The 14,667-nt window shown below is 63.1% G+C and carries 14 protein-coding genes; 7 read left to right on the plus strand and 7 right to left on the minus strand.

The features are described from left to right. Positions 1 to 9: 9 nt before the first annotated feature. From lnt to miaB, 5 genes are all read right to left on the minus strand, one after another. Positions 10 to 1,527, minus strand: coding sequence for an apolipoprotein N-acyltransferase (gene lnt, locus IPM89_11995; protein QQS53587.1), 1,518 nt, complete (start codon positions 1,525 to 1,527; stop codon positions 10 to 12). 133 nt (positions 1,528 to 1,660) lie between these two features. Continuing rightward, on the minus strand, positions 1,661 to 2,530 hold the full coding sequence (locus IPM89_12000; protein ID QQS53588.1) for a CBS domain-containing protein: 870 nt from the start codon (positions 2,528 to 2,530) through the stop codon (positions 1,661 to 1,663). Continuing rightward, complete coding sequence (gene ybeY, locus IPM89_12005) at positions 2,527 to 3,027, minus strand: rRNA maturation RNase YbeY (protein ID QQS53589.1); 501 nt, start codon at positions 3,025 to 3,027, stop codon at positions 2,527 to 2,529. The genes IPM89_12000 and ybeY overlap by 4 nt, the downstream gene beginning before the upstream one ends. Then, the gene (locus tag IPM89_12010) at positions 3,024 to 4,007 is read right to left on the minus strand and encodes a PhoH family protein (GenBank protein ID QQS53590.1); all 984 of its coding nucleotides are present in this window, start codon (positions 4,005 to 4,007) and stop codon (positions 3,024 to 3,026) included. Before IPM89_12010 ends, ybeY begins: the two co-directional genes overlap by 4 nt. 28 nt (positions 4,008 to 4,035) lie before the next feature. Continuing rightward, entirely contained in the window at positions 4,036 to 5,400 is a 1,365-nt protein-coding gene (gene miaB / locus IPM89_12015) for a tRNA (N6-isopentenyl adenosine(37)-C2)-methylthiotransferase MiaB (GenBank protein ID QQS53591.1), read from the minus strand. Positions 5,401 to 5,511: 111 nt separating this feature from the next. On the opposite strand from miaB, the gene IPM89_12020 reads away from it, so the two are divergent. The 4 genes from IPM89_12020 to sohB all read left to right on the plus strand — a co-directional run bounded on the left by IPM89_12020 (position 5,512) and on the right by sohB (position 9,657). After that, the gene (locus IPM89_12020) at positions 5,512 to 6,150 is read left to right on the plus strand and encodes a protein kinase (GenBank protein QQS53592.1); all 639 of its coding nucleotides are present in this window, start codon (positions 5,512 to 5,514) and stop codon (positions 6,148 to 6,150) included. Then, positions 6,039 to 7,391, plus strand: coding sequence for an SUMF1/EgtB/PvdO family nonheme iron enzyme (locus IPM89_12025; protein QQS53593.1), 1,353 nt, complete (start codon positions 6,039 to 6,041; stop codon positions 7,389 to 7,391). The genes IPM89_12020 and IPM89_12025 overlap by 112 nt, the downstream gene beginning before the upstream one ends. A gap of 440 nt (positions 7,392 to 7,831) precedes the next feature. Continuing rightward, a complete protein-coding gene (locus IPM89_12030; protein ID QQS53594.1) occupies positions 7,832 to 8,368 on the plus strand; it encodes a transposase in 537 nt (178 codons plus the stop codon). 308 nt (positions 8,369 to 8,676) lie between these two features. Further along, entirely contained in the window at positions 8,677 to 9,657 is a 981-nt protein-coding gene (sohB, locus tag IPM89_12035) for a protease SohB (GenBank protein ID QQS55901.1), read from the plus strand. A gap of 64 nt (positions 9,658 to 9,721) precedes the next feature. Here the strand turns inward: sohB and ssb are convergent, their stop codons facing one another. Together ssb and IPM89_12045 are read right to left on the minus strand one after the other, a co-directional pair. After that, positions 9,722 to 10,201, minus strand: coding sequence for a single-stranded DNA-binding protein (ssb, locus tag IPM89_12040; GenBank protein ID QQS53595.1), 480 nt, complete (start codon positions 10,199 to 10,201; stop codon positions 9,722 to 9,724). A 100-nt stretch (positions 10,202 to 10,301) separates the two neighbouring features. Continuing rightward, positions 10,302 to 11,687 carry an MFS transporter gene (locus IPM89_12045; protein ID QQS53596.1) on the minus strand — a complete coding sequence of 462 codons (1,386 nt, stop codon included), beginning with the start codon at positions 11,685 to 11,687 and terminating at the stop codon, positions 10,302 to 10,304. Between the two features lie 256 nt (positions 11,688 to 11,943). Between IPM89_12045 and IPM89_12050 the strand changes: the two genes are divergently transcribed. Genes IPM89_12050 through IPM89_12060 form a run of 3 tightly spaced genes read left to right on the plus strand, consistent with a single transcriptional unit; the run spans position 11,944 to position 14,666 of the window. Beyond that, positions 11,944 to 12,408: a bacterioferritin gene (locus IPM89_12050; GenBank protein QQS53597.1), complete on the plus strand. Its 465-nt coding sequence runs from the start codon at positions 11,944 to 11,946 to the stop codon at positions 12,406 to 12,408. Further along, a complete protein-coding gene (locus IPM89_12055; protein QQS53598.1) occupies positions 12,409 to 12,771 on the plus strand; it encodes a ferrous iron transport protein A in 363 nt (120 codons plus the stop codon). Continuing rightward, a complete protein-coding gene (locus IPM89_12060; GenBank protein ID QQS53599.1) occupies positions 12,768 to 14,666 on the plus strand; it encodes a ferrous iron transporter B in 1,899 nt (632 codons plus the stop codon). The genes IPM89_12055 and IPM89_12060 overlap by 4 nt, the downstream gene beginning before the upstream one ends. Position 14,667: the final 1 nt, after the last annotated feature.

Here is a 14,667-nt window from a genome sequence, read left to right on the forward strand (position 1 = left end):
GCCATCCGCTCATGGCCTGATCGCGCCGTGCCGGCCCAGAAACAAGCCGGTACCCAGTAAACAGAGCATCGTCAGTACCACCGGCAAATCCCCAAAACGGGCGTAAGGCGTCAGTCCGCGCAGTGGGCGCACCTCGCCACGGATGACTTTGGCCTTGAACTGTGGACCTTGGCTGACGATTCGGCCACGGTCGTCGAGAATGGCGGAGAGGCCGGTATTGGTGGCGCGGGCCAGGTAGCGAGCCATTTCCAGGGCGCGCATCCGCACGATTTGCAGGTGCTGGTGCGGGGCGGTGGAATCCTTGAACCAGGCGTCGTTACTGACGTTGATCAACCAGGTCGCCTCGGGCAGTGCCTGACGGATTTCGTCGCCGAACACGGCCTCGAAGCAGATGGAGACTCCGACCGGCTGTCCACCGGCGTGCAGTAGCGGCTGATCGCGCTCGCCGGGGGTGAAGTCGGCCATCGGGATGTTCACCCAGTCCCGAAAGAACAGGAAGAACGAGCGCAGCGGTAGATATTCGCCAAACGGCAGCAAGCGGCGTTTCTGGTAGGAACCGGGCGAGCGGCCGATGCTGATCACGCTATTGTGGAAGACGTTGGTTTCCCAGGAACCAGTCGGAATCCCGGTCACGTAGTCGATGTTCGCGTGTTGGGCGCTTTCGGTCAGCGCGACCAGGAAGGGGCGGGCTTCATCCTGGAAAACCGGGATCGCCGTCTCCGGCCAGACGATGACATCAGCATGGCCATGCTCGTTCAGGCTGAGCTGGACGTAGCGCCGCAGGGTTTCTTCCAGCACGGCGGGCTGCCATTTCCGATCCTGAGTGATGTTGCCCTGCACCAGGGCGATGCGCAGCGGCGGTCCCGCCGGCTCGACCCAGGCAATGCGACCCAGGCCCCAGGCGCCGAGCCACAAAGCCGCCAGCATGCCCAGCCAGAGCAAGCGTTCTTGCCCGCGACCGCTGTTCAGCAGCGCCCGCAACAAGCCGGCGCTGGCCAACACCGCCCAGCCGACGCCGAACACGCCGAGATAGGGCGCGAGATCGCCCAGCGGCGAATCGGTCTGACTGTAACCCACCGCTAGCCAGGGAAATCCGGTGAACAGCCAACTTCTAACCCAGTCCAGCAGCGTCCACAACGTCGGGAAGACCAATAGCCAGCGAACCGGGCCGGGCGGTGGCCCCCAGCGGACGAGGAGCCAGCCAGCGACGGCGGGGTACAGCGCCATTACCGCCACCACTACGAAGGTGGCGAGCGCCGCGAACGCTGCCGGGGCATTGCCGAAGTCATGCAGGCTGATGAAGATCCAGTAAATGCCAAAACCAAACGCGCCCAGGCCGAACAACCCGCCGCGCGCCGCCGCCCGCCGCGGCGCGGCATTGTCCCAGCTCCACAGCAGGATGGCGGGCAGTAGAATCGCCAGCGGCCAGATCCCGAACGGCGCGAAGGCAAGCGGCAGCAGCGCCCCGGCGCTAAAGGCCAACAGGTCGATGGCGAGAGGGCGGCGTTGCGAAAGATCGGGCATCATGATCGGCGGACAGGTGTCGATGGGTTCGGCCCACCCGGTTGGCGAAAGAGAGAGGGTTAGCGTGGCTTGCAAGGGCGCGGCGGCATAAGAAAAAACCCTCTCCGGGCGGAAGAGGGTTCGCGTGGCGCCGGAATCAGCTGTTCTCGGTGGTGGACAGCACGGCTTGCTGACCGTCGTGCAAGGTCGTTTCCAGCAGATGAATCCGCCGGTTGTCGGCGCGCAGCACCCGGAAGTGGAACCGATCCAGGTCCACGGTCTCGCCGCCCTTGGGCAGTCGCCCCAGCTCCATCATGACCAGCCCGCCGACGGTATCGGCTCGTTCGTCGTTGAGGGTGGCCTGGAAGTACTCGTTGAAATCCTCGACCGGAGTCAGTGCCTTGACGATGAAGGAGTCGCCCTGGGAGCGGATGAAGGCGCTGTCGTCGTCGGTATCGTGTTCGTCGTCGATTTCACCGACGATCTCTTCCAGCACGTCCTCAATGGTGATCAATCCAGCCACGCCGCCGTATTCATCGACCACGATGGCCATGTGCAGGCGATTGCCACGGAATTCCTTGAGCAGAATATTGAGACGCTTGCTTTCGGGGATGTACTTGGCTGGGCGCAGCAGAGCGCGGAGATCGAAGGCTTCACGGCGGTCGAAGGCGTGGCTCAGCAAATCCTTGACGATCAGGATACCGATGACGTTGTCCTTGGTCTCGTCGATGACCGGAAGGCGGGAATGGCCGGACTCGACGATTTCGGCGATCAGGCGCTCCAGGCTCCAGTCGTGTTCGAGCACCACCATCTGCGCGCGGGGAATCATGACGTCGCGCACCTGGGTTTCCGACACCTTCATGACGCCTTCCATCATCTTGAAGGAGTCGGCGTCCAGCAGTTCCCGTTGCTGGGCGTCGCGCAACAACTTTATGAGTTCGTCCCGGTCCTTGGGTTCGCCCATCAGGGCGGAGCTTAAACGTTCCAGCCACGATTTATGGCTTGATTCGGCTCGCTCGTCGTTCATGATCGGTCTTGTGGGTCTCCATAAGGATCAGGGTAGCCGAGACCCGCCAGGATACGGATTTCCAAGGTTTCCATGGCTTCGGCATGTGGCTCATGCTGATGATCATAGCCCAGCAGGTGTAAAACGCCATGCGCGACCAGGTGTGCCCAGTGTGCCCAGGCCGGTTTTTCCTGACTGAATGCCTCGCGCAGCACCACCGGGGCGCAGATCACGATGTCGCCCAGCAGGGTGCTTTCGACCCCAGGCGGCGCCTCGAACGGAAAGGACAACACGTTGGTCGGTCCCTGCTTGTGGCGGTAGGTTTCATTGAGCGCCGTGCTTTCGGCTTCGTTGACCACGCGGACGGTCAGTTCGGCATCGCAGCGATAGCCCGCGCCGGCGAGCGCCGCTTCGGCCCAGTGGCGGAACTCGCGCTCATCCGGCAATCCCGGCATGTCCAAGGCGATCTGCAAATCCAGTTCCAGCGTCCATGAGGAGTTGTCCTGTTCCAGCGTCATGAGGGGTTGTCCTGTTCGTAACGGGCATAGGCCCCGACGATCCGTTGCACCAGTGGGTGCCGCACCACATCGCGGGCATTGAAGAAGGTCATGCTGATCCCCTCGACATCCTTGAGCACTTGCAGTACCTGCCGCAGGCCGGACTGGACGTTGCGCGGCAGATCGACCTGAGTCACGTCACCGGTGACCACCGCCGTGGAACCAAAGCCGATCCGGGTCAGGAACATTTTCATCTGCTCCACGGTAGTGTTCTGCGCCTCGTCGAGGATGATGAAGGAGTCATTCAGTGTTCTGCCGCGCATGAAGGCCAGCGGCGCGACTTCGATGATGCTGCGCTCGATCAGTTTGGTGACCCGCTCGAAACCCAGCATTTCGTACAGGGCATCGTAGAGCGGCCGCAGGTAGGGATCGATTTTCTGCGCCATGTCGCCGGGCAGGAAGCCCAGCCGCTCGCCGGCTTCCACCGCCGGCCGCACCAGGACCAGCCGCCGCACCGTGCTGGATTCCAGGGCATCCACGGCGCAGGCCACCGCCAGATAGGTTTTGCCGGTGCCGGCCGGACCGACCCCGAAATTCAGATCGTGATGCTTGATGCTCCACAGGTAGCGCTGTTGGTTGGGACCACGGCCACGGATCAGGCCGCGCCGGGTGCGGATCAGCACTTCGTCGGCGTCCGGCTCCAGTTCCTCGACCAGGGCGTCGGCGCCGGCTTCCTGCAGGGTGAGATGCACGCTGGCCGGGGTTAGCGCCTCGTCGCGGGTGCTTCGGTACAGCGCTTCCAGCACCGCGACCGCAATCGCGATCGCCGCCGGCTCGCCGATCACCCGACACTGATGGCCGCGATTGTTGATTTCCACGCCCAACCGGCGTTCGATCTGGCGCAGATGTTCGTCCAGATGCCCACACAGATTGGCCAGCCGTGCGTTGTCGGCGGGTTCCAGCAATAGATCTTGAAACTGGGGAGACGTGTTTAGGTTCAAGGCGTGGGCGGTTCGGATGGGAGATCTGCTAGCTGGCTGGCTTGAGCGCGGCCACCGGCAACTCCGGACAGGCCAGCAGGCGACCGCGCAGGGAATTGGGCAGCGCCTCGGTGATGGCGAGATCGGCGAAGCGGCCGATCAGTCCGGGTGGGCCGTCGAAGTTGACCACGCGATTGTTCTCGGTGCGCCCCGACAGTTGCCGGTCGTCCTTGCGCGAGAGCCGGTCCACCAGCACCCGCTGGACGGTGCCGACCATCCTTTGGCTCATGGCGCGCGCGCCGTCCTCGATCCGTGCTTGCAGATGCGCGAGTCGTTCTTTCTTGACGGTCAGCGGCGTGGGGTCGGCCAGGCTGGCGGCGGGGGTACCGGGCCGGGGGCTGTAGATGAAGCTGAAGCTGTGATCGAAGCCGATCTCGTCGATCAACGCCATGGTTGCCTCGAAATCCCGCTCGGTTTCGCCGGGGAAGCCGACGATGAAATCCGAGGACAGGCTGATGTCCGGGCGCGTGGCGCGCAGCTTGCGAATTTTGGCCTTGTATTCCAGCGCGGTGTGGCCGCGTTTCATCAACGCCAGGATGCGGTCGGAACCGCTTTGCACCGGCAGGTGCAGGTGGCTGACCAGTTGCGGGACGCGGGCGTAAGCCTCGATCAGCCGGTCGGAAAATTCCACCGGGTGGGAGGTGGTGTAGCGGACGCGGTCGATGCCGTCAATGGCGGCGACATATTCGATCAGCAGGGCTAGATCGGCGCTCTCGCCGTCGTCGGTCGGCCCGGCGTAGGCGTTGACATTTTGGCCGAGCAGGGTGATTTCGCGCACACCCTGCGCGGCCAGCGCCGCCACTTCGGCCAAAACGGCGGCGAACGGCCGGCTGACTTCCTCGCCGCGGGTGTAGGGCACCACGCAGAAGGTGCAGTATTTGCTGCATCCTTCCATGATTGAGACAAAGGCGGTCGGCCCTTCGGCGCGCGGTTCCGGCAGCCGGTCGAATTTTTCGATCTCCGGGAAGGAAACATCGACGACGGGATGGCGGTCGGCCCACACGGCCGAGAGCATGTCCGGCAACCGGTGCAGGGTTTGCGGGCCGAACACCAGATCGACCTGCGGCGCCCGCTCGCGCAGCGCCTCGCCCTCTTGGCTGGCGACGCAGCCGCCGACGCCGATCACCGCGCCGGGGCGGCGGGATTTATGGGCTTTCCACTGGCCCAGTTGCGAAAACACCTTTTCCTGGGCCTTTTCGCGGATGGAGCAGGTATTGAGCAGCAGGACGTCCGCCTGGTCGGGGTCGTCGGTACGCTCCAGACCGTGGGCCACGCGCAGGACATCCGCCATTTTGGCGGAGTCGTATTCGTTCATCTGGCAGCCGTGGGTCTTGATGTAAAGTTTGCGCGTCATCAGTAATTTTTGAACAATAACATCGGCGAGGAACTATAGCATCGCCGTTGGGGGGGCGCTAGGCAAGGAGTTTGTCGGCGTCCGATGGGACTCTATATGGGAGTTTGCCACATGACCGTACCACCGGATGAAACCCAGGGTCGCCCGGTCGAGGTGACCTGTCCGGGGTGTTTCCACCCGCGCGAGTGGGACGCGGCCGGGGTATGCCCGATCTGCCATTACCGCGCCGGTCTGGAGGGGCGATCCGCCGCGCTGCTGCCGGTCGGGACGCAACTCAAGGGCTACGTGGTCGGGGAAAAGCTGGGTCAGGGCGGATTCGGGATCACCTATCGCGGTTTCGACGTGACCCTGAAGATGAAGGTCGCGGTCAAGGAATACTACCCCAGCGAATTTGTCGGGCGCTCGACCAATCGCAAGATGGTGGTGCTCAACGCCCACGAGCATGAAGACCTGTTCCACTACGGACTAAAAACCTTCCTACAGGAAGCGCAAACGATCGCGCAGTTACGCCATCCGCATCTGGTGCGGGTCATAAACTTCTTCGAACTGAACGACACCGCCTACCTGGTCATGGACTACTACGAAGGCGAAGACTTGGCGCGGCATCTGAAACCGGGAGAGGACAACCGGGAGTCCGCTTGCCGTGGCGACGGGCGATCAAGTTGCTGCTACCGGTGCTGGACGGCTTGCAGAAAGTGCATCAAGCCGGCTTCATGCACCGGGACATCAAACCGGGCAACCTGTATCTGACTCGGGACGACGAACTGATTCTGCTGGACTTCGGCTCGGCCCGGCAGGTGAGCGGCACCCACACCCGCAGCCTGCTGATCTTTTCCGAAGGCTTTGCCCCCTACGAACAATACCTGCAAGGTCATTTGAACCGGCAGGGACCGTGGACCGACGTCTACGCCGTCGCGGCCACCCTGTACTTCATGCTGACCGCGCGCCGGGTGCCGTCGGCGCTGGATCGCAAGCAGGCCGAACTGCTGCAACAATCGGATTTACTCAAACCGGCCCGCCAGGTGATCCCCGACCTCCCGCTGGCGCTGGACGCCGCCTTGCTTCGGGCGCTGGCGGTGGAACCGGAACAGCGGCTGCAATCGATTACAGCATTCAGGCAGCACCTGGAAACCGTGCTGGCGGAAGAGGACGAACCGCGTCCGCCGCCGCGTCCGCCGCCGCCGCCACCGCCCGAGCCGCCGACCCAGCCCCAAGTCGCGCCAAAACCGCCGATCCCGCCCAAAGCGGCCCCGGCACCACCGGCAAAGCCGCGCCCGGCAGCACCGCCCCCGCCCAAAGCGGCCCCGGAACGGTCCGGCCAGCCGAACTGGCGGGTCGCGGCGGTGGTCATCGCCATGATCGGGTTGATAGCGTGGGGCGGGTGGTCGATTGGGTTGAGAGGTTCGTCGAAACCCGCCGCACCTCTTCTTGAACCAGACATGGCACGCATCCCCGGTGGCTGTTTCCAGATGGGCAGTCCGGCATCGGAAGCGGATCGGGATGGCGCCGAACGGCAACACCGGGTCTGTGTCGATGCCTTTGAGATCGGTAAATACGAAGTCACCCAAGGGCAATGGCAAGCGGTGATGGGCGACAACCCGCCCTATTTCAAACGCGGCGACGACTACCCCGTGGAAAGCGTCTCCTGGAACGACATTCAGGCGTACCTGGAAAAGCTCAACGCCCGAACGGGCCGGAAGTACCGTCTTCCCACCGAAGCGGAATGGGAATACGCCTGTCGGGGTGGCGCTACCGGACAACGCTACTGCGGTGGTGACGACCCCGACCGGCTGGCCTGGTATGACGCCAACAGCGGCCGCCAGACCCATCCGGTGGGTCGGAAAGCCGCCAACGGCTACGGGCTTTATGACCTGAGTGGGAACATCTGGGAATGGACCTGCTCGTTATACGATGAGAGCTATGGCGGCGCGGAGACCAAATGCACTGATAATGGTACAGGCGGCCTCCGGTCGTTGCGCGGCGGCTCCTGATACAGCGCTCCCGCGTGGGTGCGTTCCGCCTACCGCAACAGGTTCGCGCCGGCGAACCGCTACGGTGACACGGGCTTCCGTCTCGCCAGATCATTATAACCCTTTGATCTTTATTATTTTACCCTTTATCCCCGCGCGAAGCGCGGGGCGATTTTTTGAAAAAGTGATCCACAATGGCCGATGAAATGCGTGTCATCTGGCTCCCACGCTCCGGCGTGGGAGCAGGTCCAGACGCTCCAGCGTCGCGGTTTCGCTCAGCTGACTCGGGCCGCTGGAGCGGCTCGACGGCATTCCCACGCCGGAGCGTGGGAACGAGAAAACCCTCCATGTTCCGCGAGGCGATCACCATGCGCGTCATCTGGCTCCCACGCTCCAGCGTGGGAGCAGGGCCAGACGCTCCAGCGTCGCGAATCCGAAGACCACCCGCAAGAACCTGAGCCATGGGCCGAGACCGCTACCGTATTCATGAGCAAACCGCCCCGTATTTCCTCACCTGCACCGTACTGAAATGGCTGCCGCTGTTCGCCCAACCCGCCAACGCGAAGATATTGCTCGACTCGTTGACCTACTTGCAAAATCAAGGGCGTTTGACGCTATATGGCTACGTGATCCTGGAAAATCACTGTCACCTGCTCGCCGCCGCCCCGGACCTGGGTCACACCATCGCCAGCTTTAAGTCCTTTACCGCCGGCCAGATCATCCGGCGCCTGACCGAGCGCCAATCGCCCGTTTTGGAACTCCTCGCCTTCCACAAGGCCCGACACAAAGTCGATCGAGATCATCAGGTCTGGCAGGAAGGTTCGCACCCGGAGCACATCCAGGGGGAGGCGATGATGCGGCAGAAACTGGCGTATATGCACAATAATCCGGTTGCCAGGGGCTATGTGGATGATCCAGTGCATTGGCGGTATTCGAGCGCCCGCAACTACGCCGGCCAAGCGGGGTTGATTGCGGTTGAGACGCGATGGTTGGGATGAGAGACGCTGGAGCGTCTGGATCTGCTCCCACGCTGGAGCGTGGGAGCCAGTTATCGTGACTTGGACCTGCTTCCATACTGGAGCGTGGGAGCCAGTTAACGTGACTTGGACCTGCTTCCATACTGGAGCGTGGGAGCCAGTTAACGTGACTTGGACCTGCTTCCATACTGGAGCGTGGGAGCCAGTTAACCCTGCTCAAAATCGCCGAACGTTATCCCGAAGTCCTTCGGGAACTGGCGGAGACACCCGAAGCGGGTTGATCCCGGCAACGGCAAAAAAATCAACAGTCTTTTGGAGATCGGAGCGTGATGGAATTTTTGAACGAATACGGGATGTTTCTGGCCAAGGCCGTCACCATCGTGGCGGCGATGCTGGTCGTGGTGGGCGGCATCGTGGCGCTGGTGGCGCGCGGTGGTCAGCGGGGAGAGAGTCACGGGCGGTTGGACATCCGCCATCTCAACGAAAATTATGACAGCATGGCGCTGGCGCTCAAGTCCGCCATTCTGTCGAAAAAGCAGTTCAAGCAGGCCCAAAAGGAACGCAAGGCGCACGACAAGCAGCGCGAGAAAACCGAGCGTCGGCGGGTGTTCGTGCTGAACTTCCACGGCGACATTCGCGGCACGGCGGTGGCGTCCCTGCGCGAAGAGGTGACGGCGGTGCTGACCGTCGCCCAGGCGGAGGATGAAATCATGCTGCGGCTGGAGAGCGCCGGCGGGCTGGTGCATGCCTACGGATTGGCGGCGGCCCAACTGCTGCGCATCCGCGACCGGCGGGTGAAACTGACCGTGGCGGTGGATAAGGTGGCGGCCAGCGGCGGCTACATGATGGCCTGCGTGGCCGACCGCGTCATCGCCGCGCCGTTCGCCGTGCTCGGCTCGATCGGGGTCGTTGCCCAGTTACCGAATTTCAACCGTCTGCTCAAGAAACACGATGTCGATTATGAACAGTTCACGGCTGGCGAATTCAAGCGCACGGTGACGATTTTCGGCGAGAACACCGATCAGGGTCGGCATAAGTTTCAGGAGGAAATCGAGGACGCGCACACCCTGTTCAAGGATTTCGTCAAGGCCCACCGTCCACAGGTGGATCTGGCGCGGGTGGCGACCGGCGAACACTGGTACGGCACCCGGGCGCTGGAGGGCCAATTGGTGGACGAGTTGCGCACCAGCGACGATTATCTGCTGGATGCCAGCGCCGGGGCCGATCTGTACGAAGTGATCTACACCGGCAAGAAGCCCTGGCTGGCGCGGCTGCTGGCGCAGACCGGCGAGGCGCTGGGGCGGTTCTGAGCGTTCCGCGCCGGGTTGCGTGGAAAATACAGCCGGCGCGGAGCGTTGCGACTCTCCGACCGGCTCAGAACGGAATATCGTCGTCGAAGCTGTTATCCACGTCCGGTTTCGACGGCGACGACGCCCGCGCTGGGCTCTGTGGTGCTCTCGATGCCGGCGCGGCGCCTTCCTCCGACGCCCGCTGGTCGAACGAGGTATCGCCGCCGGAGTCGCCGCGCCCGCCCAGCATTTTCATTTCGTTGGCGACGATTTCGGTGGTGTAGCGATCCTGGCCGTCCTGCCCCTGCCACTTGCGGGTCTGAATGCGGCCTTCGATGTACACCGAGCGGCCTTTTTTCAGGTACTCGCCGGCGATTTTCGCCAGAGCACCGAAGAAGACTATACGATGCCATTCGGTGCGCTCCTGCTTCACGCCCTCGCGGTCCTTGAAGGTTTCGGTGGTGGCGATGTTGATGTGGGTGATCGCGTCACCGCTGGGCATGTAGCGCACTTCCGGATCCTTGCCCAGATTGCCGATCAGAATCGCTTTGTTGACGCTGGCCATGGCGCTTGCCTCCTTAAATTCCGCTTAAATTTTGATGGGTGGTTAATGCCGGCATCATGCCATAGATTGCGGGATACGTAGACGGGTTGAGGTTTGCCGCTTAGCGTTCCACCGCCGCATAGGCCCGCAACGCCGCTTCGTCCAGCGCGCGCCGGTCCACCTTGAGATAGGCTACCCCGTCGGCGGCGATGACCACCGCCTCCGCCACGCCCGGCACCTGCGTCAGCCGCGCCGCCAGATCCCAGGCTTCCACCTCGTCCAGCGCGCCCACGTTCAGCAGGTAGCTGCTCAGAGGGCTCGGGTTGCGCATGGTCCAGGCCACCAGCAGCCAGGCCAGCGCGCCGAGCGTCGCGAAGGCGAATACGCTCTGGAGGCCGTACCGCCCATGCAACAGACCGCCCAGCGCCCCGCCGGCAAACGCGCCCAGGAACTGGCTGCTGGAATAGACGCCCATCGCCGTGCCCTTGGCGTCGGGCGGCGCCATCTTGGCGATCAGCGAAGGCAGGGTGGCTTCCAGCAGGTTGAAGCCGGTGAAGAACGCCAGCATCAGCAGGCTGATCTCCAGCACGCTATCGTGCAGGGCCAACAGGCCGAACTCGGTCAGCACCAGCAACAGGATCGCCCCCAGAAACACCGGCTTAAGCTGACGCTGCTTCTCGGCGACGATGATGAACGGCACCATCGCCGCCATCGAGAACAGCAGTGCCGGCAGATAGACTTCCCAGTGCTTCCCGCTCGCCAGACCGGCGTCGCGCAGCGCCAGCGGCACGGCGACGAAGGTGGCGGTCAGCAGCAGGTGCAGGGTGAAGATGCCGAAGTTGAGCCGCAGCAACTGAGGATCGAGCAGTACCCGGCCGAACTGGGAGGCGACCGGTTCGGCGTCGCGGTGGACCCGGCTCACCGCGGGATCGGGCACCCGGAAGCGCACCACGGCCATGCCGAGCAGGGCGAACAGCCCGGTCAGCCAGAAGATGCCGGGTACCCCGATCCAGCCGTTCAGCACCGGGCCCAGAATCATCGAGACGGCGAAGGACAGGCCGATGGTGACGCCGATGAAGGCCATCACCTTGATGCGGTGTTCCTCGCGGGTCAGATCGGCCGCCAGCGCCATCACCGCCGCCGATACCGCGCCGCCGCCCTGCAAGGCCCGGCCGAGGATCACCCCCCAGATGGAATCGGCCAGCGCCGCCACCACGCTGCCCAAGGCGAAAATCAGCAGACCCAGATAGATCATTCGCTTGCGGCCGTAGCGGTCGGACAGGAAGCCGAAGGGAATCTGGAACAGCGCCTGGCTGAACCCGTAGACGCCGATGGCCAAACCCGCCAGCGCCGGCGTATTGCCGCGCAGGTGTTCGGCGTATAGCGCGAACACCGGCAGGATCATGAATAAGCCCAGCATGCGCAGCGAAAACACGCTGGCCAGCCAGAATGCCGTCTGGCGTTCGTCGGTGGTCATCCCGTCATGCACTAAACCGGCTGCCTTCATCCTGCTTCAGGTCTCCGTCTGTCTTCGAGTCAAGATGGCCAATGATACTACCCTCGACCTTCGCCCGCATGGATAGCTGTCATTTACTCACATGGATAATCATCGCTTACGTTTTGTTTGAGAATGATTCTCATTTATATTATGATTCTTTCAAGGCACGACGGGTCCGACCGCGATGAGCCACGCCGGCAGGGCTATTCTCGCGCCGGACGAGATGCGATCAACCATCTTCCCACGACGAAAAGGCAGCATGAACATGACCCAGACACTTGACAGAAACGCCGCCATCAGCGTGTTGAATCGGATTCTCGAATTGGAGTTGGCCGGGGTGGTGCGCTACACGCACTACGCGCTGATGGTGTACGGCTACAACCGCATCCCCATCGTCGGCTGGCTCAACGCGCAAGCCGATGAAAGTCTGCTGCACGCTCGCCAAGCGGGGGAATTGATTACCAGTCTGGGTGGTCACCCCTCGCTGGGCATCGGCCCCTTGCTGGAAACCTACCAGCACGATATCGGCACTATCCTGCGGGAATCGCTGGCTCATGAAGGCGAGGCGCTCAAGGCGTATTACGAATTGCTGGATTGCGCGCGGGATCGGGACGTGCGCCTGGAAGAGTACGCCCGCACCCAGATCGCCGAGGAGCAAACCCACCTGGATGAAGTGGACAAGATGCTGCGGGCACCGGGTCAGACCCAGACGGCTACGGAGGGTACCTGAATGAATAGCTACAGCGAACGGGAACGCCAGGCCTTTGCGTTGGGCCAAGCCCTGGGTTTGGGCTTCACTCAGCCACTCGGACAGATGCGGCGAGGGAGTGTTGGTCGCGTCCTGGCGGTGAGCAGTGAGATGGGCGGCCCCGATATCGAACGCGGTCTGCTGGAAATGGGATTTGTGGAAGGCGCGCGGGTCGAGGTGCTGCACCACGGTTTCCTGGGGCAAGATCCGTTGGCGGTGCGCATCAACCAGAGCATGACGATTGCCTTGCGCCGTTGCGAAGCCAATGCCGTGCTGGTCGGGCCGTTGCACGATACGACGGTGGAGGCCAAACCGGGGCTGACTCTGGAGTATGCGTCGTCATGACCGTCGTCACCCTGGCCAACGAGGAGGTCCGGCTGGCCCGAATCGCGTTGGTGGGTCCGCCCAACAGTGGCAAGACCACCTTGTTCAACACCCTGACCGGCGGCCGACAAAAGACCGGTAATTATCCCGGCGTGACCGTCGAGCGGAAAAGCGGCCGGTTGCGGACGCCGGTCGGTCGTACGGTCGAGCTCCTCGATCTGCCCGGCAGCTATAGTCTGCGCGCGCGCAGTCCCGACGAAGCCATCACCCGCGATGTCGTGTTGGGTCGGCAAGCGCGAGAGGCGTTGCCGGACGCCGTGGTCTGCGTGACCGACGCCACCAATCTGAGCCAGCATCTGCGGTTGCTATTGGAATTGCGACAATTGGGTCGGCCGCTGATTCTGGCGCTCAATATGATGGACGTCGCGCAGAAGCGTGGTTGCCAGATCAGCCTTGAGTCGCTGTCCCGGCAATTGGGCATTCCGGTGGTGACCACCGTGGCGATGCGCAAGAACGGGGTGCAAGACCTGCTGAGCCAAATCGATACCCTGTTGAACCAGCCGCTGGTCGCGAGCGAAACGACCATGGATTGGGTGGAACCCACGCCGGAAGCGATTCGGGCTTACCACCGGGAGGTGGAGCAGCTGCTGCGGGAAGCCGTCGTCCAGGAGGGCGCGCCGGAGCGTCTCACCCGGCAATTGGACCGGGTTCTGCTGCACCCGGTGGTCGGGCCGCTGATTCTGCTCAGCCTCCTGTTCCTGATGTTCCAGGCCGTCTTCAGTTGGGCGGTGGCGCCGATGGACTGGATCGACGGCGGCATGGCCGGCCTGCAACAGTGGCTTTCCGCGCACATGGAGGAAAGCCTGCTCAAAAGCCTGCTGGTCGACGGGATCATCGCCGGGGTGGGTGGTGTGGTGATCTTCCTGCCACAAATCCTGATTTTGTTCCTGTTCATCCTGTTGCTGGAGGATTCCGGCTACATGACTCGTGCCGCGTTTCTGATGGATCGCCTCATGAGCGCGGTCGGTCTGAACGGACGCGCTTTCATCCCCCTGCTGTCCAGCTTCGCCTGCGCCATTCCCGGCATCATGGCGGCGCGCACCATCGCGCATCCCCTGGACCGGTTGACCACCATCCTGATCGCGCCGCTGATGACCTGTTCGGCGCGGTTACCGGTATATGTCCTGCTGATCGCCGCCTTTATACCGAACACCACGGTCTGGGGCGGCATCGGTTTGCAGGGGCTGGTCATGTTCGGTTTGTACGCGACGGGCATCGTCGGCGCACTGGTGGCGGCGGGCGTATTGCGGTTGACTCTGTTGCGCGGTGGCCGGCAGCCCTTGCTGATGGAGTTGCCCAGCTATAAATGGCCAAATCCCGCCAACGTGTTACTGGGCTTGCTGGAACGCGCCCGGATTTTTATGCGACGGATCGGCACGATTATTCTGAGCGTGATGGTGGTGCTGTGGTTTCTGTCCAGCTTTCCTGGCCCGCCGGCGGGTGCGACGGAGCCGGCGATTTATTACAGCTTCGCTGGCCTGATCGGGCGCACGCTGGAGCCGCTGTTGGCCCCCATCGGCTTCAACTGGCAGATCGCCATTGCCCTGGTGCCGGGCCTGGCGGCGCGCGAGGTGGCGGTGGCGGCGCTCGGCACCGTGTACGCCCTGAGCGGCGATGAGGGCGCGGTCACGGAGGCGCTAAGCACGACGCTGGCTCAGGATTGGACGCTGGCCACGGCGCTGGCGTTGCTGGCCTGGTACGTGTTCGCCCCGCAGTGTCTGGCGACGCTGGCCGCCGCCCGGCGCGAGACCAATTCCTGGCGCTGGCCGACCTTCATGTTCGTCTATCTGATGGTGCTGGCCTATCTCGCCGCGTTCGTCACCTACCGGGTGGCGCTGGCGTTGGGAGGAGGCTGAG

The organism is Candidatus Competibacteraceae bacterium, assembly GCA_016699715.1.
Classification (GTDB): Bacteria; Pseudomonadota; Gammaproteobacteria; order Competibacterales; family Competibacteraceae; genus Competibacter.